The 21652-nt window shown below is 72.6% G+C and carries 16 protein-coding genes; 5 read left to right on the top strand and 11 right to left on the bottom strand.

From position 1 onward, the window contains the following. Nucleotides 1-16: 16 nt before the first annotated feature. Nucleotides 17-772, bottom strand: a complete 756-nt coding sequence (locus ACYVLT_RS33995; RefSeq protein WP_461124255.1) for a GAF and ANTAR domain-containing protein — start codon at nt 770-772, stop codon at nt 17-19. Nucleotides 773-1129: 357 nt separating this feature from the next. Beyond that, nucleotides 1130-1738 (bottom strand): DUF5994 family protein, encoded by a 609-nt coding sequence (locus tag ACYVLT_RS33990; RefSeq protein WP_461124254.1) that lies wholly within the window; start codon nt 1736-1738, stop codon nt 1130-1132. 402 nt (nt 1739-2140) lie between these two features. On the opposite strand from ACYVLT_RS33990, the gene ACYVLT_RS33985 reads away from it, so the two are divergent. Continuing rightward, the gene (locus ACYVLT_RS33985) at nt 2141-2533 is read left to right on the top strand and encodes an STAS domain-containing protein (protein ID WP_461124253.1); all 393 of its coding nucleotides are present in this window, start codon (nt 2141-2143) and stop codon (nt 2531-2533) included. Here the strand turns inward: ACYVLT_RS33985 and ACYVLT_RS33980 are convergent. The 3 genes from ACYVLT_RS33980 to ACYVLT_RS33970 all read right to left on the bottom strand — a co-directional run bounded on the left by ACYVLT_RS33980 (nt 2508) and on the right by ACYVLT_RS33970 (nt 8426). Next, nucleotides 2508-2747: an RGCVC family protein gene (locus tag ACYVLT_RS33980; protein WP_461124252.1), complete on the bottom strand. Its 240-nt coding sequence runs from the start codon at nt 2745-2747 to the stop codon at nt 2508-2510. The genes ACYVLT_RS33985 and ACYVLT_RS33980 overlap by 26 nt on opposite strands. A 620-nt stretch (nt 2748-3367) precedes the next feature. After that, nucleotides 3368-5560, bottom strand: a complete 2193-nt coding sequence (locus ACYVLT_RS33975; RefSeq protein WP_461124251.1) for a rhamnogalacturonan lyase family protein — start codon at nt 5558-5560, stop codon at nt 3368-3370. Between the two features lie 148 nt (nt 5561-5708). Next, entirely contained in the window at nt 5709-8426 is a 2718-nt protein-coding gene (locus tag ACYVLT_RS33970) for an exo-rhamnogalacturonan lyase family protein (RefSeq protein ID WP_461124250.1), read from the bottom strand. Between the two features lie 275 nt (nt 8427-8701). Between ACYVLT_RS33970 and ACYVLT_RS33965 the strand changes: the two genes are divergently transcribed. Continuing rightward, a complete protein-coding gene (locus tag ACYVLT_RS33965) occupies nt 8702-9790 on the top strand; it encodes a LacI family DNA-binding transcriptional regulator (RefSeq protein WP_461124249.1) in 1089 nt (362 codons plus the stop codon). Between the two features lie 24 nt (nt 9791-9814). Here the strand turns inward: ACYVLT_RS33965 and ACYVLT_RS33960 are convergent, their stop codons facing one another. Genes ACYVLT_RS33960 through ACYVLT_RS33950 form a run of 3 tightly spaced genes read right to left on the bottom strand, consistent with a single transcriptional unit; the run spans nt 9815 to nt 13387 of the window. Continuing rightward, a complete protein-coding gene (locus ACYVLT_RS33960; RefSeq protein ID WP_461124248.1) occupies nt 9815-11458 on the bottom strand; it encodes an extracellular solute-binding protein in 1644 nt (547 codons plus the stop codon). A 55-nt stretch (nt 11459-11513) separates the two neighbouring features. Further along, nucleotides 11514-12401, bottom strand: a complete 888-nt coding sequence (locus ACYVLT_RS33955) for a carbohydrate ABC transporter permease (RefSeq protein ID WP_461124247.1) — start codon at nt 12399-12401, stop codon at nt 11514-11516. Continuing rightward, nucleotides 12398-13387 carry an ABC transporter permease gene (locus ACYVLT_RS33950; protein WP_461124355.1) on the bottom strand — a complete coding sequence of 330 codons (990 nt, stop codon included), beginning with the start codon at nt 13385-13387 and terminating at the stop codon, nt 12398-12400. Before ACYVLT_RS33950 ends, ACYVLT_RS33955 begins: the two co-directional genes overlap by 4 nt. Before the next feature lie 243 nt (nt 13388-13630). Between ACYVLT_RS33950 and ACYVLT_RS33945 the strand changes: the two genes are divergently transcribed. The 3 genes from ACYVLT_RS33945 (at nt 13631) to ACYVLT_RS33935 (ending at nt 17416) form a co-directional block, all read left to right on the top strand. Next, nucleotides 13631-14644 (top strand): hydroxyacid dehydrogenase, encoded by a 1014-nt coding sequence (locus tag ACYVLT_RS33945; RefSeq protein WP_461124246.1) that lies wholly within the window; start codon nt 13631-13633, stop codon nt 14642-14644. 85 nt (nt 14645-14729) lie between these two features. Next, the gene (locus ACYVLT_RS33940; protein WP_461124245.1) at nt 14730-16601 is read left to right on the top strand and encodes a DUF2264 domain-containing protein; all 1872 of its coding nucleotides are present in this window, start codon (nt 14730-14732) and stop codon (nt 16599-16601) included. Continuing rightward, nucleotides 16598-17416 carry a sugar phosphate isomerase/epimerase family protein gene (locus ACYVLT_RS33935; RefSeq protein ID WP_461124244.1) on the top strand — a complete coding sequence of 273 codons (819 nt, stop codon included), beginning with the start codon at nt 16598-16600 and terminating at the stop codon, nt 17414-17416. Before ACYVLT_RS33940 ends, ACYVLT_RS33935 begins: the two co-directional genes overlap by 4 nt. Here ACYVLT_RS33935 and ACYVLT_RS33930 read toward each other — a convergent pair. The 3 genes from ACYVLT_RS33930 to ACYVLT_RS33920 are packed head-to-tail and all read right to left on the bottom strand — an operon-like array spanning nt 17403 to nt 21636. Beyond that, a complete protein-coding gene (locus tag ACYVLT_RS33930) occupies nt 17403-19088 on the bottom strand; it encodes an acyltransferase (RefSeq protein WP_461124243.1) in 1686 nt (561 codons plus the stop codon). The two genes, ACYVLT_RS33935 and ACYVLT_RS33930, sit on opposite strands and share 14 nt — an antisense overlap. Next, a complete protein-coding gene (locus ACYVLT_RS33925) occupies nt 19085-20335 on the bottom strand; it encodes an MFS transporter (RefSeq protein WP_461124242.1) in 1251 nt (416 codons plus the stop codon). Before ACYVLT_RS33925 ends, ACYVLT_RS33930 begins: the two co-directional genes overlap by 4 nt. A gap of 5 nt (nt 20336-20340) precedes the next feature. Beyond that, the gene (locus ACYVLT_RS33920; protein ID WP_461124241.1) at nt 20341-21636 is read right to left on the bottom strand and encodes a GGDEF domain-containing protein; all 1296 of its coding nucleotides are present in this window, start codon (nt 21634-21636) and stop codon (nt 20341-20343) included. Nucleotides 21637-21652: the final 16 nt, after the last annotated feature.

The raw sequence follows: 21652 nt of genomic DNA, 5'->3' as shown, positions 1-21652 counted from the left end.
ACCTCCACGGGTGTGTTCATAGTGCGTTCGCGTCCCGCCCGGTGTCACGGTCGTCCTCGTCACGGTCGAATCGCCGTCGCCTGGCCACCACGTCGGCCGCCAGGTCGCCCAGCGGCCTCTGCTCGGCGAACGATCGCGCTCGCAGGTGGGCGAACGCGTCCGCCATGCCCACGTCGAGCTGCGCCGCGACCATCCCGGTGGCCTGGTGCACCCGGGGGTTGTGCAACGGGAGGTCGTCCTCGGTGGCGCCGCCCGCCCCGTCCGGGCTGGCCTGCTCATCCAGCAGCAGTCGCAGGGCCAGTTCCGCGAACGCCAACGCGTCGGTCAGCGACGGGGCGTCGAGGTGACCCGCCTCGACCCGGTACAGCGACAGCAGCCCGACCCTGATCGCGCCCACGCACAGCGGCAGTGCGAACAGCGAGCCCGCTCCCGCCTCGACGGCCAGCGGCGCGAACATCGGCCACCGCGCCTGGCTGGACGGGGCGTCGAGGTCGGCGACGAGCGCCGGGCCGCCTCCCCGCCAGACGTCCACGGCCGGGCCCTCACCCACCGTCACCTGCAACTCGGTCAGCCGTTCACCCAACGCGTCCGTGGCCCACCTGAGCTCCGGCCAACCTGAGGTGTCCACGGTCAGCACGACGCCGCTGACGCCCAACCGCGCCACCGCGCTCTGGCAGAGGGCGCCGATCGAGACCGGCTCGTCCAGTTCGACGGCCTTCTCCGCGATCCAGCGGCTCACCTGCACCAACCGACTGGTGGTGTACCGGGCCATCCGGAGACCTCCCAGTCACCTGGCACGCGGCAGAAGTCGCGTGCTGTCCCCTGTCGGGCAAGCGGGACGCTTCACCCTATGGGGTCGGCATCCCCCTGGACCGTCCGAAGCGCCTGCCACCGGTGCTGTCACCCGGATGCGCGTCGGACATCGCGCCGTCGGCGGTCACCCGGCCGGTGCCGCGCGCGGCATCCGCTCGGTCCCGGCGCGGATGGCGGTGTCGACCGGCTGTCTCGGGCGGCGACCGGTGTGGCGTGGGACCGCAGGCGTCGGCTCACGGGGGGCCGGAGACGCCCGCGCCACAGCGGGCCGTGGAGGACGGCCCCGCTCGGGGCCAGGGAGGCCGGGTGTCGGCTGTCACGACGCCGCCCTGTCTTCGGTGGGGTGTTCATCCGGTTGTGGCCCGCGCAGCGCCGCCCGCAGGTCTTGCGTGCCGCCGTCGGCTTCCCGGTGTTCGGTCGGCTCCGTGCCGACGGTCCGCCACCCGGGCTGGGCGGTCGTGCCGGTCCGCGGGCCGGGCACGAGGACGTTGTTCCACCTCAGGATGTCCTCGGCGGTGGCGGTCGAGTCGGCGTCGGCGGCGGCGCGCAACGCGGCCCGCGCGGCCCCGCCCGGGGTGGCCGGAGGGATCACCAGCAGCCGGGTCCGGGCGTGGCCCGGTCCGATCATGGTGACCGTGTGGGGTTGTGTGGTGCGGAAGCCTTCCAGCCGCACGTCCGCGTCGTGCACGGTGAGTCGGCGCCCGGTCGGCACCCACGTGCCGAGGTGGTAGGACACCCGCAGCACGCGCATCCCCAACGCGGCCATGGCCGTGATCAACGGCGGGAACTCGGTCACGGGGTCGGCGGACCACGGCCACCAGCCACCGTGGACGAGGCCCGGTGCGGACGTGTGCGGTTTCATCGTCCAACGGCACTCGCGGCCCGCGATCGGGTCGGTGGTGGGTCCGGGCTGGTTCGAGATCATCTCGGCGCTCCCGCCTCCGGCCGAACCCGGCCGGACGGCTGTCACCCGTGCGCCCAAGGCGGCGCCGGCTCTGGTGCCGGTGCTCGATGTGCCCTCGGTACGCCACACATTACGCCGGGAAAACCGCCGGCATCGATTTTCGGCGCACCTTTCGGCGGCGGTCGGGCCGTCGGGTCGCAAGTGCGTCGAAAAAATAGCCCGGACGGGTTTGAGAACGCCTTGAACTGTGATCGTGCCTGGCTATATGCTCAACACCTCAGTTCTTCCGCCTGGACCTCGCGGACGCCATGTTCAGGTGAGAGGACCCTCATGGGTGTCCCCGTTCGAAATCCGGCCTCGCCACCGTCGCCCGATGTCGTCCTCCCGTCGCCCGTCCAGCCGCCGGTCGAACCCCTCATCGTCGTGACACAGCGGTTGTCGTCCTCCGCCTCGGTCTGCGCGGTGTCCGGCGAGGTGGACCTCGGGACCGCCGCCCACCTGCGCGACCACCTCCTGGGGCAGGTGCGCCTCGCCGGCCCGGACGTCGTCGCCGACCTCGTCGAGGTGGGCTTCTTCGGCGCGGCCGGCCTCAGCGTGCTGGTGGAGGTCCAGGCCGCGGCCGACGCGTCCGGGGTGGGGTTCTGCGTCGTCGCCCGCACCCGCTCGGTCCTGTTGCCGCTGACCCTCACCGGACTGGACCGCGCCCTCCGCGTGTACCCGGACGTCGCCGGTGTGCCGGTGCGGGGCGGGGTTCCCGCTCAGCAGTCCGCGGCGGAGCGCGGTCCCGGGGTCATGCGCGACCGGCCCGGTCGCTGATGGTCCCGTGGCCCGACTTGCCGTAGGTCGCGCCGCTCGACTCGGTCGAGCACTGGCAGCCCCGGGAGAGCGCGCCCGCCTCGGTCGCGGAGCAGAACCGCCGGGCGATGGGGTCGTGCGCGTTCGTCGGGTGGGGACACGCGGGGCAGGGCGTCTCGACCTGTCCAGCGGTGTCGGGGGTGGAGCGGTCCATGAGCACGTCGTTTGTCGGCATCGGCCCGTCCCTCTGAAGTGGTTCGTGATCGACTCTGGTCGGCTTCGCCGGGGACTGGGGCGATCTCGCCGAGCGTACTCCGGATACCCCTTGACCGGACGCGCGAACGGGTTTGTCGCGCGGATCCGCGCCGGCGTCCGGGACACCGGGGTGGGCGAGCACCCTGATCTCCCTTGCCGCCGGTGCCCGACTGAGCGGTGCGGCGCTCGGGCCCTGAGCCTGGGCACAGGCGGCGAGGATCGAGGCTGCGACACGGCGGATGTTCAGGAGGTTGCCCCGGTCACGAAGAAAGTGGGCCCCGGCAGGTCCGGATAATCATCGGAACTGCTCGGACGAAGTCGATCGAACTGAATCGGCTCATAGGGGGTATGCGCTCGGTGGTTCTCCCGATACCGGAAATCACCTATCCGTGCAAAGCGTCGGAGATATTTCGGGATGATGTGGAATGGAAATTCCAGGGCACCAGCGCGCCGGTGCGCGACGCACGCACGAACACCCTGGTGAACCCGGCTTCGGTGTCGTGGAGCTCGGGTCGGCGCCGGCCGGCCGCGCGGCAATCGTGCTGCGGCCGGTCGGCGCCTCGTGTCACGTCAAGCGGTCTTACTCCGGGTCGCGCACGCCTACCGCTCCGGGTAGGTGATGGCGGGACGCGGCGGAGTCGCCATGCCGGCTCCGAGGAAGTAGTCGACGTGGTGGGACTGCATGTAGCCCTTGAGCGTCATCGCGTTGCGGTAAGCGGGGTTGTGCGCCAACGTGTACAGCCTGGTGCTGCTGGGCTGGTTCGTGGTGAAGATGATCAGCTCGGAGAAGGCGGCGTTGGTGTAGACGACCTCTTCTCGCCAGTCGCCGAAGAGGTCGCCGTAGATGGTGGGCGAGTTGCCCTGGGCCGCGTCGACCGCACCGTACTGCGAGGTCGTGAGCAGTCGCGGCACGCTGTTGGTGGGGGTGGGGCTGATCGGGTTCCACTTCTCGAACTTGCCGTCGTTGAGCAGTTCCATGGTGGTGTCGCCGTCCCAGTACAGGCCCAGCTGCGGCCAGGGCTGCAACGAGGTGCTGGACTGGGTGAGCCGGTTGGTGGACGCGTTGTAGAGACCCGAGAACGCCCAGACCTCCATGCCGGGGTGGCGGGGGTCGATGTCGCCCGCCATGCCGCGGCCCACGTCGGCGGTACCGGGTTCGGTGTGCCGCCAGATGATGTTGCCGCCGGCGGCGTCGTAGTAGTAGTCGCGCAGGCCGCTGGGGTTGACCTGCTGCACGCCGTAGCCCTCCAGCCCCGGGCGGCTCGGGTCCATGTCGGCGATGTGGAAGCGGTCGCCGTGCACGACGCCGGCCGGGCCGAGCGAGTAGCGCAGGGTGCCGTCGCCGTTGAGCACGAACCCGATCTCGGCGATCTCGTCGCGGCCGTCACCGTCGACGTCGACGATCCGGGTGTTGTGGCCGTCGGGCAGGTTCCGGTTGCCGCGGAGGAACTTCCACTGCATGGTCAGCGCGGTGCCGGTGAACCTCCAGGCGGTGAACATGAGGTTGAAGTCGCCGCCGCCGATCCGGTTCTTCATGAACGCCACGAGGCTGGGGTTGACGCCGTCGAGGTAGCCGACGCCGAAGCGCGCGTACATCGGGCCGTCGGCCAGGTAGTCGGTCGGCACCGGCGCGGTGGCGCGGGCCGCGCCGGTCATGCCGTCGAGGATGGCGATGAACTGCCGGTCGTCGTCGCCGTTGGTGAACCTGACGCCGTTGCCGAAGGTGACGCCGTTGGCGATCCGCACGGCCACCTCGGCCCGGCCGTCGCCGTCGAAGTCCTGCACCGTGACACCGTCGTTGTGGCCGACGTCGATCGTGGCCGAGCCGCCCTCGATGTTGTTCTGGTCGGTGCTGTTGGGGCCCATGTCGACCTGCCAGAGGAACCGGCCGTCACGGCGGTAGGCCTCGATCTTCTGCGGCGACGTCTGCCGGTCCAGCACGTAGTCGTACTCGCCGTCGCCGTCGAGGTCGCCGACCCACAGGAACTTCACCGCGCCGCCTGCGCGCAGCGGCACGCGCACCACCGGCTCGGTCGCGGCGTTGGCGCGCAGCGCGAACGCGCCGCTGGGCGCCTGCTCCACGCCGCCGACCACCGGCCGGACGCGGTAGCTGTTGGACTGCGACAGGTTCGCCGTCGAGTCGGTGAAGTTGGTACCCCCGGTCAGCACGCCGGAGTTGAGCTTGACCTCCTGGCCGCCCGCGGTGGACCGGTAGACGTTGAAGCCGATCCCGGCCGGGTCGAGCCCCAGCAGCCGCCAGCTGACCAGGACGGCACGGTCGCTCGACCGCACGGCCACCACCCCGCGGCCGAGGCTCTCCATGCGCCTGGCCGCGGCGCCGCCGTTCGTGGCGACTTCCAGGTAGTCGATGTTGGCCAGCCCGGCCGCCGTGGTGGCGGAGAGCTCGACGGTGTTGTCGCCCGCGTTCAGCGGGGCGGTGAGAGTCTTGGTCGCCCAGGCACTCCAGCCCCCGGTGTGGTCGAACGCGGATCCGGTCTGCACCGCCGCGCCGTTGACGCTGACGGTCGCGGGCCGGCCCGCGGTGTTGCCGTTGGCGTACCGGATGGCCAGGGTCGCGGTGCCGCCGGCGGCGGCGTTGACGATGAACCTCGCGGTGGCTCCGGTGGTGCCGTTGGAGTCGCAGAACCCGCTCCCGGAGTAGCCGGAGTGGTTCGTGGCGATCGCACCGTCACAGGTGGCCGGCGCGGTCTCCGCCTCGTACCGGGTCGTCGCGGCGTGCCCGGCAGGGGTGAACACCACTGCGGTCAGCGCACCGGTCAGCAAGGTGGTCACGGCAACGACTACGGACGCCTTTGTCAGTCGTTTCATTGTTGTCCTTCGACGTGTCGAGGTGTTCCGCACCTCGACGGCTCGGTGGTCGAACAACGGCGGCGGGGCCTCGGTCCGGTGGTGTGCGGGGCCGGATCAGGTGGTGTGCGGGTCAGGTCAGGTGGTCGCCGACCAGGGCCAGGCACTGGATGGCGGCCAGGCCGTACTGGGCGCTGGCGTTGGTGGAGACGAAGCTCGCCTCGTCGACCGGTTTGAGCACGCTCGGGCCCTGCACGCGCACCGATGCGAACTCGCGGTTGCGCGGGTAGCCGGCGTGGCCGGTGTCGAACTCCCGCCAGGCGCGCGCCGCCAGGGTGGTGTCGCCCAGCTTGGCGGCGGCGTAGGCGGTGAGCCTGGAGTGCGCCTGCCTCAGGTTGAGGCTGCCCCAGGACTGGCCCGTCTCCGCCTGCTGCTCGGCGGCGGTGCCGTTGTAGAGCCGGCAGTACTGCAACCACGCCCGGGTGAACGCCTCGTCCCCGGTCAGGGAGATGACCTCGCTGCACAGCTCCACCAGGCCGAACACCGAGCCCAGCGAGCCCACGCTCACCGCGGGCTCGGTCGGCTTGAACGTGCCGTCGTCGAGGTCGTACAGGCCGCTGCCACGTGCGAACCCGTTGGGCATCGCGGCGATGGTGCGCATGCCGTTGAGCAGCTTCTCGCGGGCGACCGGGTCGCCACCGCGCTCCCACTCTGTCAGCCAGGCGAGCGCGAGGCCGCTCCAGTCGGTGCCGGTGCTGACGCCGAGGGCGTGCGGGTCCGGCTCGTACGGCCCGGTGCGGATCTTGCGGATGGGGTCCAGCACCAGGAACGTCCGGTCCGCGTCCACGAGGTCGCGCATCAGGTCGCCGGTGCGCTCGTCGGCGGTGAGGAAGTAGAGGAAGCGCCGGTAGCCGGCGTTGCTGATGCGCAGCTGCTTGGCGCTGTCGGCCCAGTGCTGCACGCCGTGCCGGGTACCGAGGTCCTGCCACTTGCCCAGGTGGTAGACGTCGACCTCGCCGGTGTGACGGGTCATCGCCTCGGCGAAGCGGAACACGTCGGCCCGGCCGGTGCGCAGGTACTGGTACCAGAGCCACAGGTCGGGGGAGAGCTCGGAGTTGGCCCAGGCGTAGCCGCCGACGTCGTAGCGCCAGACGTGCCGGTCGGGGTCGTAGCTGTGCATGATGTCGCCGTAGTCCCAGAAGCCGTACCAGGACCGCTGCTCGACCTGCCCGCTGTGGTGGTCGAACAGGAAGTCCAGGTGGTCCTCGATGCGCGCCTTGGCGGGCGTCGAGCGATCGACCGGCGACCAGTCGCCGAACACGCCGGCGGCGTGCAGGTGCGCCGGCGACGTGACGATCAGCGGGGGTGTGCGCACCGCCTCGGCCAGCTCCGCGACCCGTTGCGCGGCGGGCGTCGAGTCCAGCGCCCAGAACACCAGCTCCGTGGTGCGCGCGATCCCGTAGGGGGTGCCGAATCCGGGTTCGTAGTCCTCGTAGGTGATCTCCAGGCCTTCGAGCTGCTCGGGGTAGGTGTCCTGGCCCATGCCGTCGTGGTAGAAGCGCAGGTCCATCGGCTCGGCGTCGGGCGACCACAGCCACACCGTGACCTCGGCCGCCTCACCCGCCGCGCCGCGGACGTCGAGCCGGCTGGGGTGCAGCTGCCAGAAGTTGCGCATCCCGAAGGCGAACCCGCCGCCGGGGCCGCCGACGTACCCGAGCCCGCCCGCCCGGCCGCCGGCGTCGACCGGGATCCACGCGTGACCGGCCTTGGTGCGCTTGCGGATCTGGAAGCCGTCGGCGGACGGCTGGCGCAGCGAGTAGTCGCCGAAGGTGGGGATGAGGTGCAGGCGTGAGCTGACGCGGGTGTCCCAGGTGTCGACCGGCGGGGTGGCCTGCCCGGCGACCTGCGCCTGGCGGACCGCCGCACCGGGGTCGCGGCGCAGGCCGGTGATGCCGCGCACCGCCTCGGACAGCACGCCGTCCCCCGGCCCGGCGAAGCGCACGTGCCGGTTGTGCGGCTCGTCGCGCATCGGCACCTCGAACCGGATGCCCAGGCCGCGGATGAAGTCCTTCCCCTCGTCGCCGTCGAACACGAACGTGTGAACCGCGCGGATGCCGTCGCTGCCGGCGTAGAAGTACAGGCGCACCGTGAACGGCAGCCAGGACCGCCCGCCGTGCCGGTGCCTGCCCTCGACCTTGACCACCGCCCGGACCGGGCCGGACGACTCGACCGTCGCCTTCTCCACCCGGCCGGTGAACTTGTCCGGCTTCGCCGAACCGTCCTCGTCGCCCGGCTCGCCCTGCCGCAGGCACACCAACTTGCCGTGGCGGGCGATCTCGCGACCACCCCGGATGATGGTGCGCACGAGCCGGTCGCCCCTCTTCGGGACGTGGCACCGGATGACGCCGGTGTCCACCTCGACCTCGTCGCGGCTCTCCTTGATCGCCAGGGCCGTCGCGGGCGCCGCGGGCGTGCCCCCGGTGAGCACGTACCACTCGGCCGCGGGCACCTCGGCGCCGATGGCGTGCGCGGTCCACTTCAGCGACCCGTCGGGCCAGTACGCGGTGGCCCACGACTGCGCGGGCACCTGTTGCCCCGCCGCTGTGCGCAACGCGAAGGACTGCTCCCGGGACACCGTCCCCTCGGGCCACGGCACGCCCCACGTCGACCCGGCGGCGAGTTGGCGGGGCGCGCCCCCCTCCAGCCACCGGAGCTCGACACCGTCCTCCAGTGCACCGCTCGCCGTCGCCGGCCACCCGCTCGCGGCGTGCGCCGAACCGGTGGTGCGACCCACCTGCGCGGCGGCGCCGACCGCCGCGGCGCCGAGGATGAGGTTACGTCGGGAGATCATCGCCATGGGGGCTCCACTGTGAGCAGGGCAACGCCGGTGGAATGTCAGCCGTGGAAACGTTTACAGCGAGGTAATGGCAGCATGGGTCACATGACCTGTCAAGGGTTGCCGCCGATCGACGTATGCGGTTACATGAATGCTTGCTGAAAAGGGGTCCGGACGGTCCCTCGTGTACCGGTTGTCGGCCGAACGGTGATTTGACACCAAGAGAGTGAGCCGGAAACATCGCGTGTAAGCGTTTTACCAGCGTGGTTGCAGCACCAGGTGGAGGCGACATGGTCCGGCGCGCGGCGGCCGACAACGGCGAGCGACGGCCGACCACGATCCGCGACGTGGCCGCGCACGCAGGGGTGTCCGTCGCCACCGTTTCCCGGATCCTGTCCGGCACCTACCCCGGCGCGACCGCCACGCGGAGCAGGGTCCTGCGGGCGGTGCGCGAGTTGGACTACGTGGCCAACGCCAACGCGCGCGGGCTCGCCGGTGCGCGCAGCCGCAGCGTGGCCATCATCGTCAACTCCGTCGTCTCACCGCACTACGCCCACGTGGCGCAGGGCGTGCAGGCGCAGGCCGCCATCGAGGGCAAGCTGTGCATCGTCGGCACCACCGGCAGCGACCCCGAGCGCGAGCTCGCCACGGTCCAGCTCATGCGCGAGGAGCACGCCGAGTGCGTGATCCTGGTCGGCAACGTGGTGGCCGACGAGGCGTACCGCGAGCGGATGGCGGACTACGCCCGCGCGCTCGCGCTCGCGGGTTCGCAGCTGGTCCTGTGCGGACGCCCGCCGCTGGGGCCCGACGTGCCCGCCCTCGTCGTGGAGTACGACAACACCGGCGGCGCCCACGCCATCACCAGCCACCTGCTGTCGGCAGGTCACCGGCGCATCCTGTTCCTCGGCCGCCGCGACAGCTACACCACCCCGGAGAGCCGCATCGCCGGTTACCGCGAGGCCCTGGCCGACCACCACGTGCCGCACGACCCCGGCCTGGAGGTCGAGGGCACGATGGAGCGCAGCGAGGGCTACCGGATGATCCGCGAGCGGCTCGCCGCCGGACCGCGTGACTTCACGGCCGTCTTCGCGGGCAACGACCTCATCGCCGCGGGCGCCCGCCAGGCGTTGCGCGAGCACGGGCTGCGGGTCCCCGACGACGTCTCCCTGGTCGGCTTCGACAACCTCCCGCCCGCCGCCGACATCGACCTCACCACCGTCCACGTGCCGCACGAGGAGCTGGGCCGCACCGCGGTGCGCATGGCCCTGCAGCGCGCGCGGGACAAGTCGGGCGTGCCCGAGCGGGTCATGCTCGGCACCCACATCGTCGTGCGCGACTCCGTCCGCCCGCTGGTGCGCCCCGACATCCCGGCGCGGTAGTCCCGGGCCCGCCACCGGCCCGGTTCACCGGTTGGCCGCGTGCTCCTCGGCCAGTTCCTCGGCGACCTTGTCACCGCCCGCCTGTCGCCACTGCGTGACGACGTCCTTCCACGCCGACGGCGGTTTGCGGCCGAAGGTGATCGCCGTGATGCCGTCTCCCAGGATCTGGTTGAGCTGGGCGCTCTTGCCGGCCTCGGTGGCGGAGCGGAGCCCGGTGCCGGGGTTGCGCACGCTGCGCGGCAACGTCGCCTTCTGCCAGTCGTGCACGGCCCTGGCCACGTCGGGGTGGCCCGGCAGGTGGAGGACCGACGGCGCCACGCCGATGTACTTGGTCGGCAGCAGCGAGTTGTTCTCCTGGCTGTACAGGTCGGTGAGCTTGATGCCGCCGGCCTCCTTGGTGAAGTGCTTGCCCTCCACCCCGTAGTTGGCCAGCTCGTACTCCTGCGTGCCGAAGGGGGCGCTGAGGTAGTCGACGACGCGCAGCAGCAGCTTGATCCGGGGTGGGTCGGCCTTCTTCAGGGTGACGTAGCCGAAGGTGCCGTTGCTCTGCCAGGGCGTGGCACCCGGTCCGTACGGCCGGCCGAGGTCGGGGGCGAACCGGCCGTTGATCTTGTTGAGGAAGGAGGTGTTCACCGAGCCGAAGCCGTCGTTGATCGAGGCGACGGTGCCGTTGTGGAAGTAGCTCTGCATGTCGGTGGAGCTGGTGGTGAGGCTGTCCGGGTACTGCGTGCCGGCCTCGACCAGCTTGCGCATCACCTCCAGGGCCTGTTCGAACTGCGGTGTGGTGATGGTGTGCGCGAACGCGCCGTCCCGCATCGACCACGTGTTCGGTGCGCCCGTCGAACCGGCGTGGTAGGTCACCGCGCCCAACCCGCCGAACAGCGTCTTGAACCAGCCGACGCCCCACCTGCGGTCACCGGTCAGCTCCCGCATGGCGGCCAGGTACTGGTCGGTCGTCCAGTCCTTCGGGATGCCCGCCGCGTCCATGGCCGTGCGGTTGACGAACAGGCTGTTGGCCGGCATCGGCCGTTCCAGCGGGACGCCGAAGATCCTGCCGCCGATGCGGCCCATGCCCTGCCAGGCGTAGGTGGGGATGTTGGCCAGGTTGCGGAACTTCTCGACCGCGTCACCGCCGACGTACTCCGAGAGGTCGGCGCACCGGGCCTGGACGAACTCGGCGGCGTGCGGCAGCGCCAGGTTGGTGAACATGATCATGTCCGGCAGGTCGTCGCCCGATGCCATCAGCGTGGCCATCTTCTGCCCGTACTCCGGCTCGGGCACGACGGTCACCTTGAGGTTGACGCCCAGCGCCTGGTTGACCGCCTGCCAGTACTGGTTCTCGCTGACCGGCTTGGGCGGCGCGCCGTACGACACGACCATCACCGTGACGTCGGAGCCGTCCCCGACCGGGCCGTCCACCGACCGCACGACCTCGTCGGGGTACTTCAGGTAGAGCGGCTGCACGCCGGAGTCGTCACCGGGCTCGTCGGGGGTCGGCCCGCTGAACGGTACGTAGGTCGGCCAGGGGGTGAGGTCCTTGCCGGCGTTGGAGACGCCACCGCCGGGTGTGCTCCCACCGCACGCCGAGAGCAGGGACGGGACGGCCAGGCCGAGCGTGCCGACGCCGGCCAGCCGCAGCAGGGAACGGCGGTCGATGCGGTGGTCCATGACGGGTTTCCTCTCCCGGCGTGGCGCCGAAAGGAGTGGTCCGGGTGGGGGGAGGTCATGCCTTCACGGCTCCGGTGACGACACCCTTGACGAAGTACCGCTGCACGAACGGGTACACGCACACGATGGGCAGCGTCGCGAGCATGACGACGGCCATCTGCACCGACTGGGGCGAGGCCGTCGCCAGTTCCCCGGAGGTCTCGGCGAGGGAGGCCCCGCCGGTGACGTACTGCCGCAGGACGGTGCCGATCGGCCACTTGGTCTGGTCGTTGAAGTAGATGATCGCCTCGAAGAAGCGGTTCCAGTACGCGACCGCGTAGAACAGGCCGATCACCGCGATGACCGCCTTGGACAGCGGCAGCACGACCCGGCACAGGATGCCCAGCTCGCCGGCGCCGTCGATGCGTGCCGCGTCGATCAGCTCCGACGGGATCGACTGGAAGAAGCCGCGCATCACGACCAGGTTGAACACGTTGACCAGGAACGGCAGCACCAGCGCGGCGTAGGAGTCGAACAGCCCGGTGCCCTGCACCACCAGGAACAGCGGCACCATGCCCGGCGGGAACAGGAAGGTGAACAGCACCAGCAGCAGCATGGGTTTGCCGCCGTAGACCTTCGGCCTGCTCAGCGTGTAGGCCAGGCCGATGGTGCACAGCAGGCTCAGCGCCGTGCCGACGACGGTGACGCCCGTGCTGACCAGCAACGCGCGGGTGATGATCCCGCCTTGGAGGATCTCGGCGTAGGCGTCGGGCGAGAAGTCCTCCGGCCAGACCACCCAGCCGCCGTTGTCGATGACGTTCTGCGGGCTCGCCAGGCTCGTCGCCAGGACCGTCCACAGCGGGAAGACCACCAGGAGCACCACCACCGTCAGCGCGACCGCCTTGGCGGCGCGCACGGCGGGGGTGGGACGGCCCATCCAGGCCGGTGCCGCGGCGCTGGTCATGCCTTGTAGACCCCCTGTTCGCCCAGCCGGTGCGCCACCTTGTTGGCGGCGTAGATGAGCGCCACGCCGATCACGCCCTTGAACAGCCCGACCGCCGCGGCGTAGCCGAAGTCGCCGTTGGCGAAGCCGGTGAAGTAGACGAACGTCTCCAGCACCTCGCCGGTCTCGGGGCCGACCGACTGGCGCTGCAGGAAGAACTGCTCGAACCCGATGGACAGGAACTCGCCCAGCCGCAGCACCAGCAGCAGCACGATGACCGGCCTGATCGCGGGCAGCGTCACGTGCCACAGCCGCCGCCACCAGCCCGCGCCGTCCAGCGCCGCGGCCTCGTACTGCTGCTCGTCCACCTGCGACAGCGCGGCCAGGAAGATGATCGTGGCCCAGCCGCACTCCTTCCAGATCAGTTGCGCGACCACAAGCGGCCCGTAGGCGTCGGGGTTGCCGATGATCGAGACGCCGCCGAGGCCCAGGGTCGACAGCCAGCCGTTCACCACGCCCGCGCCGCCCAGCATCTGCTGGAACAGCGCGATCACGATCACCCACGACAGGAAGTGCGGCAGGTAGACCACGCTCTGCACGAACCGCCGGACGGTGTCGCCCACGATGCTGTTGAGCAGCACCGCGAGCGCGAGCGGTGCGGGGAAGAAGAACACCAGCTGCAACGTGGCGATGAGCAGGGTGTTCCGCACGGCGGTCCAGAACTGCGGATCGCCGAACATGCGCTCGAAGTGGGCCAAGCCGACCCACTCGCTGCCCGAGAGGCCGAGGAACGGGACGTAGTCCTGGAAGGCCAGCACGTTCCCGAACAGCGCGCCGTAGTGGAACACCAGGAAGTACCCGAGCGCCGGCGCCGCGATGACCAGCAACACCCGGTTCGCCCGGAGGCGGCGCAGTTGGCCGAGGCGCGAGCCGCTCCCGTCGGGGCGGGGACGCGGCTCCCTGGGCGGTGGGCTGGTGCCACCGGTGCCACCGCGGACCCGAGTCATGCTCACGTCGAACGCCTCTCTCGCGGTCCGGGCCGACACAGGATTTTCACAAAGATAAAACGGTTACACGGCTTCGTCAACGCCTTGCGCATCGACTAGGGAAAGGTGTAATCGCACGTCATCGCGATCGGATGAGACCGGCGGTCGACGTTGTGAGCGGGATGCCCGGTGCGTACAGTGGATCCTGATGCAAACGGTTACATCGACCAGCCGCCAGTCGGCCCTCCGATAGGAGCCCACTCCGTGCCACGGCGACCCGTTGCGGTCTTCGCCCTCGCTCCCTGGGCGTTCGCCGACGTCTTCCCCGCCGACGTCGTCGCCCGGTTGCGCCAACTCGTGGACGTCGACCCGGCGACTACCCTCACCTCGTTCGAAGGGCCGGTCGCCGCCGCGGCCCTGGCGAAGGCGGACGTCCTGCTCACCGGCTGGGGATCTCCACGCGTGGACGCCGACGTGCTGGCCGCCGCTCCGGGGCTGCGCGCCGTCGTGCACGCCGCGGGCACGGTCAAGAACTGCATCGACCCGGTGGTGTTCGAGCGCGGCCTCGTCGTGTCCTCCGCCGCCGAGGTCAACGCGGTCCCGGTGGCCGACTACACGATGGCCATGCTCGTGCTGGGCGTCAAGCACGCGTTCAGCCGCGCCAGGAGGTACGCGGCCGCCGACGGGGACACCCCCCGCGACTGGGTGTCCGGGGCCGGGACCGGGCTGCACGACTGCACGGTCGGGGTGGTCGGCGCGTCCCGGGTCGGCCGCCTGGTGTTGCGGCGACTCCGGGCGTTCGAGGTCGAGGTCCTGCTCCACGACCCGCACGTGGCCCCCGCGCAAGCCGCGCGCCTGGGCGTCGAGTTGGTGGGCGTGGACGACCTGTGCCGCCGCAGCGACGTCGTCACCGTGCACGCCCCGGCGCTGCCCGAGACCCGTCACATGCTCGACGACCGCCGGCTGGGCCTGCTGCCCGCGGGCGCGCTCGTCGTCAACACCGCCCGCGGCTCGCTGATCGACACCGAGGCCCTGACGCGGGCGTGCGCCACCGGCCGGATCTCCGCCATCCTCGACGTGACCGAACCCGAGCCGCTGCCGCCCGGGCACCCGCTCTTCAGCCTGCCCAACGTCCTGATCACCCCGCACCTGGCGGGAGCCCAGGGGCGCGAGGTGCGACGGCTCGGCGAGTTCGCCGTGGCCGAGGTGGGCCGGTTCCTCAAGGGTGCGCTGCTGGTCGGACGGGTGGAGCCGGAGCGCCTGCCCTACACGGCATGACGGTGCGGGCCCGCACGTCCGGCAACCGGTGCGTGATGCTTCCGCCCACCCCACCCGTGCACCGCGAGCGAGAGGAGCGAACCGCGTGAACCCCGTGGCCGACGTGGCGGAGGACCGAGGGCTCAGCCCGCGCACCGGTTACACCCGCGCCCACTGGGAGACCGCCGCGGACGCGTTGCTGACCGGCGCGTGGCGGTGGGCGAGCGCCGGCGGCGCCCGGCTGGACCTGCCCGGCCCGGCGTCGGGCAGCGGCGCGCGCAGCGACGGCCTGGAGGGGTTCGCGAGGACCATGCTCGCCGCCGTCTACCGGGTCGCGGGCGCGGGCGGCGACGACCCGCGCGGCTGGCTGGTGCGCTACGCCGACGGGCTCGACGCCGGCACCCGCACGCCCGGCGCCGACGACGCCGAGTCGTGGCCGGTGATCCGCGACCACCACGTGCGAGGCCAGCCGCTGGTCGAGGCGGCGTCGGTCGCGCTCGCCCTGCGGGTGAGCAGGCCGTGGCTGTGGGACCGGCTGGACGAAGCCGTGCGCGACCGCGTCGAGTCGTGGCTGCGCGACGCCCTGCACGCGCTGCCGGCACCGAACAACTGGTACCTCTTCCCGTACTCGGTGGCCGGGTTCCTGGAATCCGTGGGCCGGGGCGACGCCGACACCGCCCGCGTCCGGCACCGCGCCCTGGAGCTGCTGGAGGCGTGGTACCGGGGCCAGGGCTGGTACTCCGACGGCGACGGGCGCGCCTTCGACCACTACAACGGCTGGGCACTGCACCTGTACCCGGTGCTCGACGCGCACCTGGCCGGCACGACCACCCCGCACGGCGACCGCCTGCGCGAACACCTCTCCGGGTTCTCGCTGCTGTTCGGCGGCGACGGCGCGCCGATCCACCAGGGCAGGTCGCTGACCTACCGGTTCGCCGCCGGCGCGGCCGTCGCCCTGGGCGCGGTCACCGGCCACACGCCGCTCGCGCCCGGGGTGTCGCGACGACTGCTCAGCGGGTGCCTGCGCTACTTCCTCGACCGCGGCGCGGTGGACGACCGCGGGCTGCTCGCCCTCGGCTGGCACGGCCCGTACGCGCCGGTCGTGCAGCACTACTCCGGACCGGCCTCGCCGTACTGGGCGTCCAAGGCGTTCGTCTGCCTGCTCGCCGGGCCGGACGACCCGCTGTGGACCGACGTCGAGCGGGACGCGCCCGTCGAGGAGCGCGACCGGGTGCTGAGCCTGTCCGCGCCGGGCTTCCTGGTGCACACCACGGCGGCCGACGGGATCGCCCGCCTGCACAACCACGGCAGCGACCACGTGCGCCCGGGCCACGCGGAGACCGCCGACGGCGACGACCCGCACTACGGCCGGTTCGCCTACTCCACCCGCACCGGTCCCACGCCCGCGGGCAACCCGGTCGACAACCACTTCGCGGTGGTCTGCCGCGGCCTGCCCGGCGTCCGCCGCCGCATCCACCCGCTCGGCGCGGGCCACGGTGACGGCTGGGGCTGGGCCGCCTCGTGGTACCGACCGGTGTTCCCCGGCGGCTCACCGCTGGTGCCCGTGCTGCGGGTGGAGAGCGCCGTCGTCGCACGCGGGCCGTTCGAGCTGCGGGTGCACCGCGTGGTGGGCGCGCCGGCCGGGGCCGGGGTCGAGCTGACCGGGTGGGCCGTCGGCCGGGACGAGCCGTTGCGCTCGGCGCTGCATCCGTTGCACGGCTGGGACTTCGCCGACGAGGCCGTCGCACCGGGCGGCACCGCGTTCACCCCGTCGGCGCGCGTGCCGAGGTTGCGCGGCACCACCACCGGCACCTCGGTCCACGCCGCGCTCGCGGTGCTCACCGCCGAACCGGGACCACCCGACCTCACCGACGTGGTCACGGTCGTGGCCGCGGGATCGGACGCGGTCGAGGTGCACTGGTCGGACGGCCGGGTGACGCTGGTGTCGTTCGTGCCGCTGGAGGTGGTGCACCGGTGAGCGGGTGGCGGTTCGCGGTGAGCACGCTCGGTGCGCCAGGTGTGCCGGTGTGGGAGAACGCACGCGTGGCGGCGTCGCACGGCTGCCACGGCCTGGAGATCCGTGCGCATCCCGACGAGGAGGTCCACCCCGGGATGTCGCCCGCGCGGGCGGCCGGGGCACGCGACCGGGTCGCCGATGCCGGCCTGGCGATCGCCTGCCTGGCGGGGTACCCGGCGGTGTGCCGGCCGGGACCGGACGGGCCGGTGGTCGACGAGCTGCGCGCCCTGGTGGAGCTGGCGGTGCTGCTCGGCGCGCCGTCGGTGCGGGTGTTCCCCGGTGGCGACGACGACGGGCGCGGGTTGGCGCGCATCGCCGCGGTGCTGCCCGACCTGCGCGCCGCCGGTGTGCGACTGCTGGTCGAGACGCACGACTCGCACCCGACGGGCGAGGCCGCGCGACGCCTGGTCGCCCCGTTCGGCGAGCCCGATCGGGTGGCCGTGCTGTGGGACGCGGTGCACCCGTGGCGCGCGGGCGAGCCGCCCGCGCGCACCCGTGCGGTGCTGGGGGAGTACCTGGGCTACTTCCAGGTCAAGGACGTGGGTGCGGACGGCCCGACCCCCGTGCCACCGGGGGAGGGCGCGGTGCCGCTGGCGGAGTGCGGGCGGCTGCTGGCCGACTGGTCGGGCTGGGTGTCGCTGGAGTGGGAACGGGCCTGGTACCCGGACATCGCCCCGCTGCCCGTGCCGCTGCGCGCCGCCGCCGACTGGTACGCCCGGTGGCGACCGGAGGGCAACGCCTCGCCGGGTGCGGCCACCCGGATCAGGGGAGGCTGATGGCCGGCTCGGGTCGGTGCACGCCGCGCGGGCGGTAACCCAGGGCGTCGGCGAGGCCGAGCAGGTCGGCGAGCAGCCAGATCACCGCCGACCACATCTCGGTGCCCTGGAGGCCCGGCGCCGTGGCGGGCAGGCCGGCGGTCGTGGGGTGCGGCGCCCGGAAGCCGAAACCGGCGCCGTCGGTCCAGTGGCCCAGCGCGTCGGCGAGCAGTCGGCGTGCGACCGCCAGGACCTCGTCGGTGCGGTGTCCGGTGTGGCGGGTCAGCCAGAGCGGGTGGGCGACGTCGAGGACGTTGCAGGCGTTCTGCCTCTCGGGCCGGAAGAAGCGGGGGTCGCGGACGTGCTCCAGGACCGTGTCGACGACCCGCTCCGGATGGGGCACGGGCAGGCCGAACTGGGCGAACGTGCCGCGTGCGGCCCGGTAGAAGCCGTTGACGACCTGGAGCAGGCCGTCGTCGGGCGACGGTCGACCCCACGTGCCGGTGCGGGGGTCGACGGTGGTGACCAGCCAGCCGAAGAGGGCTTCGGTGGCACCGGGGGTGCCGCGGTCGCCGCGCCGCCGGTTCCAGTGCAGGGCGGTGCCCAGCGCGTCCACCCAGGCGCCCGCCGACCAGGCGTCGGTGGTCCACGGCTGTCGCTCCAACCCGGCGACGACCTGTTCGGCGGTCGCGCGGGAGGCGACGTGGACCGGCTCGGCGAAGCCGCTGCCCAGCAGGTCAAGCGCGTAGCCGACGGACAGGACGTGGTAGGCGGCGTCCGGGTCGGCCAAGCCGTCGTGGGCGGGCTCGACGGTGCCGTCCGGCCGGAGCCTGCCGACCAGGCCGGTCGCCGGGTCCTGCCAGCCGCGCAGCCGGTCCACCTGGGCTCGGGCGGGCAGCGGGTCGGGCGCGCGGCCGAGCAGCAGGTCGGCGATCTCGACCGCGTCGCACTGGGCGCGCACGGTCGGCGCGGCCCCCGGTTTGTCGGCGAACAGCCCCAGGTCGGGGTTCCAGCAGCGGGCCAACACCGCGGATGCCTGGGCACGGGCGGTTTCGGCGAAGGCGGTGAGCGCGCCCACGAGGTCGTCCGAGCGCGGGGCGAGCGCGGGCACGCGCCACCGCAGGACCCTGGCGGGGTTGCCGCCGACGATCGCACCGGCCGGGACGTCCTTGGTGACCACGGCGCCGGCGGCGATCACGGACCGGTCGCCGACCGTCACCCCGTCCAGGACGACGACGTGCGAGCCGATCCAGACGTCGTCGCCGACCGTGATGCCGAGGGAGCGCAGGGGCTGCCGGAACACCTCGGTGTCGGGGTCCTCGGCGGTGTGGTTGAACCCGAGGATCGAGGTGTGCGCGCCGATGCGCACGGCGTTGCCCAGGCGGATGTCGCCGCGCACCACCGCGTACGGGTTGATCGTGCAGTCGCGCCCGGCGTGCAGCGACCCGCTCAGGTAGGCGCCCGCGGCGACGTAGCTCCCGTGGCCGAGGCGGAACTCCTCGTTCTGCACGGAGGCGAGTTCGGAGAGGAAGCAGCGCTCGCCGATCTCGTAGCCGCGGTGCTCGACGAGGTCCCGCCGCAGGTCGAGCTGGCGCCGGCGCGCCCGGTCGTCCGCCTCGTCCCAGAAGGACCAGGGCGAGTAGTCGAAGTGGTTGCGGTCGAACGGCCGGTCGTCGGCGGGGAGCCCGGTCATGGAATGCGCTTTCCTCCCGGCCGGCCAAGGGCTTCACGGGTGGAGCCGCTGTGCCGCCACAGCACGCCGACGGCCAGTGCGGCGAGCACGCCCAGTACACCACCGGCCGCGACGACCTGGTGGGGCGGGGCGTGCTCGGCGGCCAGCCCGGCGGCGGCCACACCGAGGCCTTGGGCGACCTTGAGCGCGGTGATGGCCAGGCCGTAGACCTGACCGCGGGCCTCGTCGGGGGTCCACAGGGCGAAGGTGGGCGAGGCGATGGCGTGGTAGGCGCTGGCCGCGCCGGACACCACGAACAGCAGCACGAGGACGGGCAGGTCGGGGTTCAGGGCGCAGCCGATCAGCGGCGCGCTGGTCGCCACGGCCAGCACCGGCAACGCGCGCAACTGGGTGGCCTCCGGGCGGGTGGCCACGACCAGGCTCGCCAGCGCGCAGCCGGCGGGGTAGGCGGCGAACAGCAGCCCGGCCGCGACCGGCCCACCGCCGAGCCGGTCGGCCAGCGGCACGGCCAGCGCCTCCCCGCTGATGTAGAACGCCGACAGCGACGCGAAGCCGATCAGCGCCAGCAGCCGCCGGTCGCGCCAGACCAGCACCGCGCCCGCGGTCATCGCACGCCACCAACCGGGCCGCGGCGCACCCGGTGCGCCGGGTGCGGGTCGGGGCTTGACCCGCCAGGCCACGAGGGCGGCCGACACCGCGAACGACACGGCGTCCAGCAGCAGGACACCGCTGGTGCCCAGGACGATCACCAGGACGCCGCCGGCGGCGAACCCGGCGACCTGGGCGGCCTGGCTCACCGTGGACAGCGCGGCGGCGCCCGCGCGGAACGCCGGACCGGGCAGCACGTGCGGCAGCAGCGCGGTCCGCGCCGGCACGGCGGGCGCGCCGGCCAACTGCAACAGCACCAGCAGCCCGCACACCACCGGCCACGGCACGACCGGCACCGCCATCGCCGCGACCAGCACGGCCCGCACCAGGTCCGAGCACACCATCACCGCGCGCCGGGGGTACCGGTCGGCCAAGCCCGCCAACAGGGGGCCGCCGATCAGGTCGGGCAGGAAGGTCAGGGCGTAGGTGATCGCCGCCCACGCGGGGGAGCCGGTGTCGCGGAACACCAGCACGGTGAGCGCGACCCGGGCGAACTGGTCCCCGACGGTGGAGACGGTGTGCGCGACGAACAACGCGCGGAACTCGGCGGCGGCGAACACCTCGCGGTACCGGGCGCGCCCACCGTTCTGCGGCACCATCCCGGTCAGCCCGCGGTGCCGGCCGGTGCGGACTCCACCCGGTCCCGCCCGTTCCTCTTGGCCCGGTACAGGGCGGTGTCGGCGGCCAGCAGCAGTTCGTCGACGGTCTCGCCATGGGCCGGGTACGCCGCCACCCCCAGCGACGCGGTGATGCTCAGATCGCCGTGGACCGTGCCGGGCAGGTCGGTCAGCGGCGCCCGCACCGCGGCGCGGATCCGTTCGGCGACCTGCCGGGCCGCGGTCGGGTCGGCGCCGGGCAGCAGCACCACGAACTCCTCCCCGCCCCACCGGCCCACCAGGTCGCCGTCGCGGACCTGGCGGCGCAGCTCGGTCGCCACCGCGCGCAGCGCGTGATCACCGGCCAGGTGCCCGCGGGTGTTGTTGATGTGGCTGAAGTGGTCGAGGTCGAGCAGCAGCACGCCCATCGGCGCACCGGTGGCCGCGGCGCGGGTCAGCTCGGCGGTCGCCCGCTCGGTCCAGGCCACCGAGGTCAGCGCGCCGGTCTTGCCGTCCACCCGGGCGGCGGTGCGGTAGACCGGCAGCAGCAGCCCCAGGTGCATCCCGAGCATGGTCACCACCAGCACCGGCATCACCCACGGCGCCGTCACCAGCACCACCGCCAGGCCCGTGCCCAGACCGATCGACGCGGCGATGACCAGCTGCTGGCTCAGCGGCCCGAGCACGTCGCGGCCCGGCCGCGCCGGCGTCGACAGCAGGATCGCGCCGACCACCAGGGCCAGGTTGACCAGCCAGTACGCCACACCGGCCGCCACCAGGATCCCGAGGTCGACCGGACCGGTCAGCTGCGCGGCGTGCGGGAGCGCCCGGTCCGGGTGCACCGCCAGCAGGATCGCGCCCGCCGACCAGCAGCCCAGCAGCACCGTGGCGGCGGAGAAGACCTTGCGGTGCAGCGGGCTGTGCCGGTAGATCCGCAGCCACCCGTAGCCGTAGCTCACCGCGACCAACCCGGCCAGCAACGGCGGCGGCAGCACCAGCACGCCCGCGAACAGCCAGATCGACTGCGGATGCGCGTAGGGGCTGCCCTCGGCCGCGACCTCCCGCACCCGCTCCAGCCCGCGCGCGGCCTCGAAGTGCACCACCGCCGCACCGGCCAGCACGCCGAACCACACCCAGTGCCGTGCCGTCACCGGCGTCACGGTCGCGCTGGCCACCACCGCGACGACCGCCACCAGCTCCACACCCAACACGTAGAACAAGACCGCGCGTGGCGCCCGCCACAGCGACCAGCCACGACACCACCGCACCGGGGATGCGCGCCGACCCGTGCCTCCAGCGACCATGGGAGCCACCACCTCA

This window comes from Saccharothrix stipae (genome assembly GCF_054781895.1).
This window is presented reverse-complemented; position numbering and strand designations above follow the sequence as displayed.

Coding starts and splice junctions, on each gene's coding strand:
- ACYVLT_RS33995 (WP_461124255.1), bottom strand. CDS start 772: ATGGCCCGGTACACCACCAGTCGGTTGGTGCAGGTGAGCCGCTGGATC.
- ACYVLT_RS33990 (WP_461124254.1), bottom strand. CDS start 1,738: ATGATCTCGAACCAGCCCGGACCCACCACCGACCCGATCGCGGGCCGC.
- ACYVLT_RS33980 (WP_461124252.1), bottom strand. CDS start 2,747: ATGCCGACAAACGACGTGCTCATGGACCGCTCCACCCCCGACACCGCT.
- ACYVLT_RS33970 (WP_461124250.1), bottom strand. CDS start 8,426: ATGATCTCCCGACGTAACCTCATCCTCGGCGCCGCGGCGGTCGGCGCC.
- ACYVLT_RS33965 (WP_461124249.1), top strand. CDS start 8,702: ATGGTCCGGCGCGCGGCGGCCGACAACGGCGAGCGACGGCCGACCACG.
- ACYVLT_RS33960 (WP_461124248.1), bottom strand. CDS start 11,458: ATGGACCACCGCATCGACCGCCGTTCCCTGCTGCGGCTGGCCGGCGTC.
- ACYVLT_RS33955 (WP_461124247.1), bottom strand. CDS start 12,401: ATGACCAGCGCCGCGGCACCGGCCTGGATGGGCCGTCCCACCCCCGCC.
- ACYVLT_RS33950 (WP_461124355.1), bottom strand. CDS start 13,387: ATGACTCGGGTCCGCGGTGGCACCGGTGGCACCAGCCCACCGCCCAGG.
- ACYVLT_RS33930 (WP_461124243.1), bottom strand. CDS start 19,088: ATGACCGGGCTCCCCGCCGACGACCGGCCGTTCGACCGCAACCACTTC.
- ACYVLT_RS33925 (WP_461124242.1), bottom strand. CDS start 20,335: ATGGTGCCGCAGAACGGTGGGCGCGCCCGGTACCGCGAGGTGTTCGCC.
- ACYVLT_RS33920 (WP_461124241.1), bottom strand. CDS start 21,636: ATGGTCGCTGGAGGCACGGGTCGGCGCGCATCCCCGGTGCGGTGGTGT.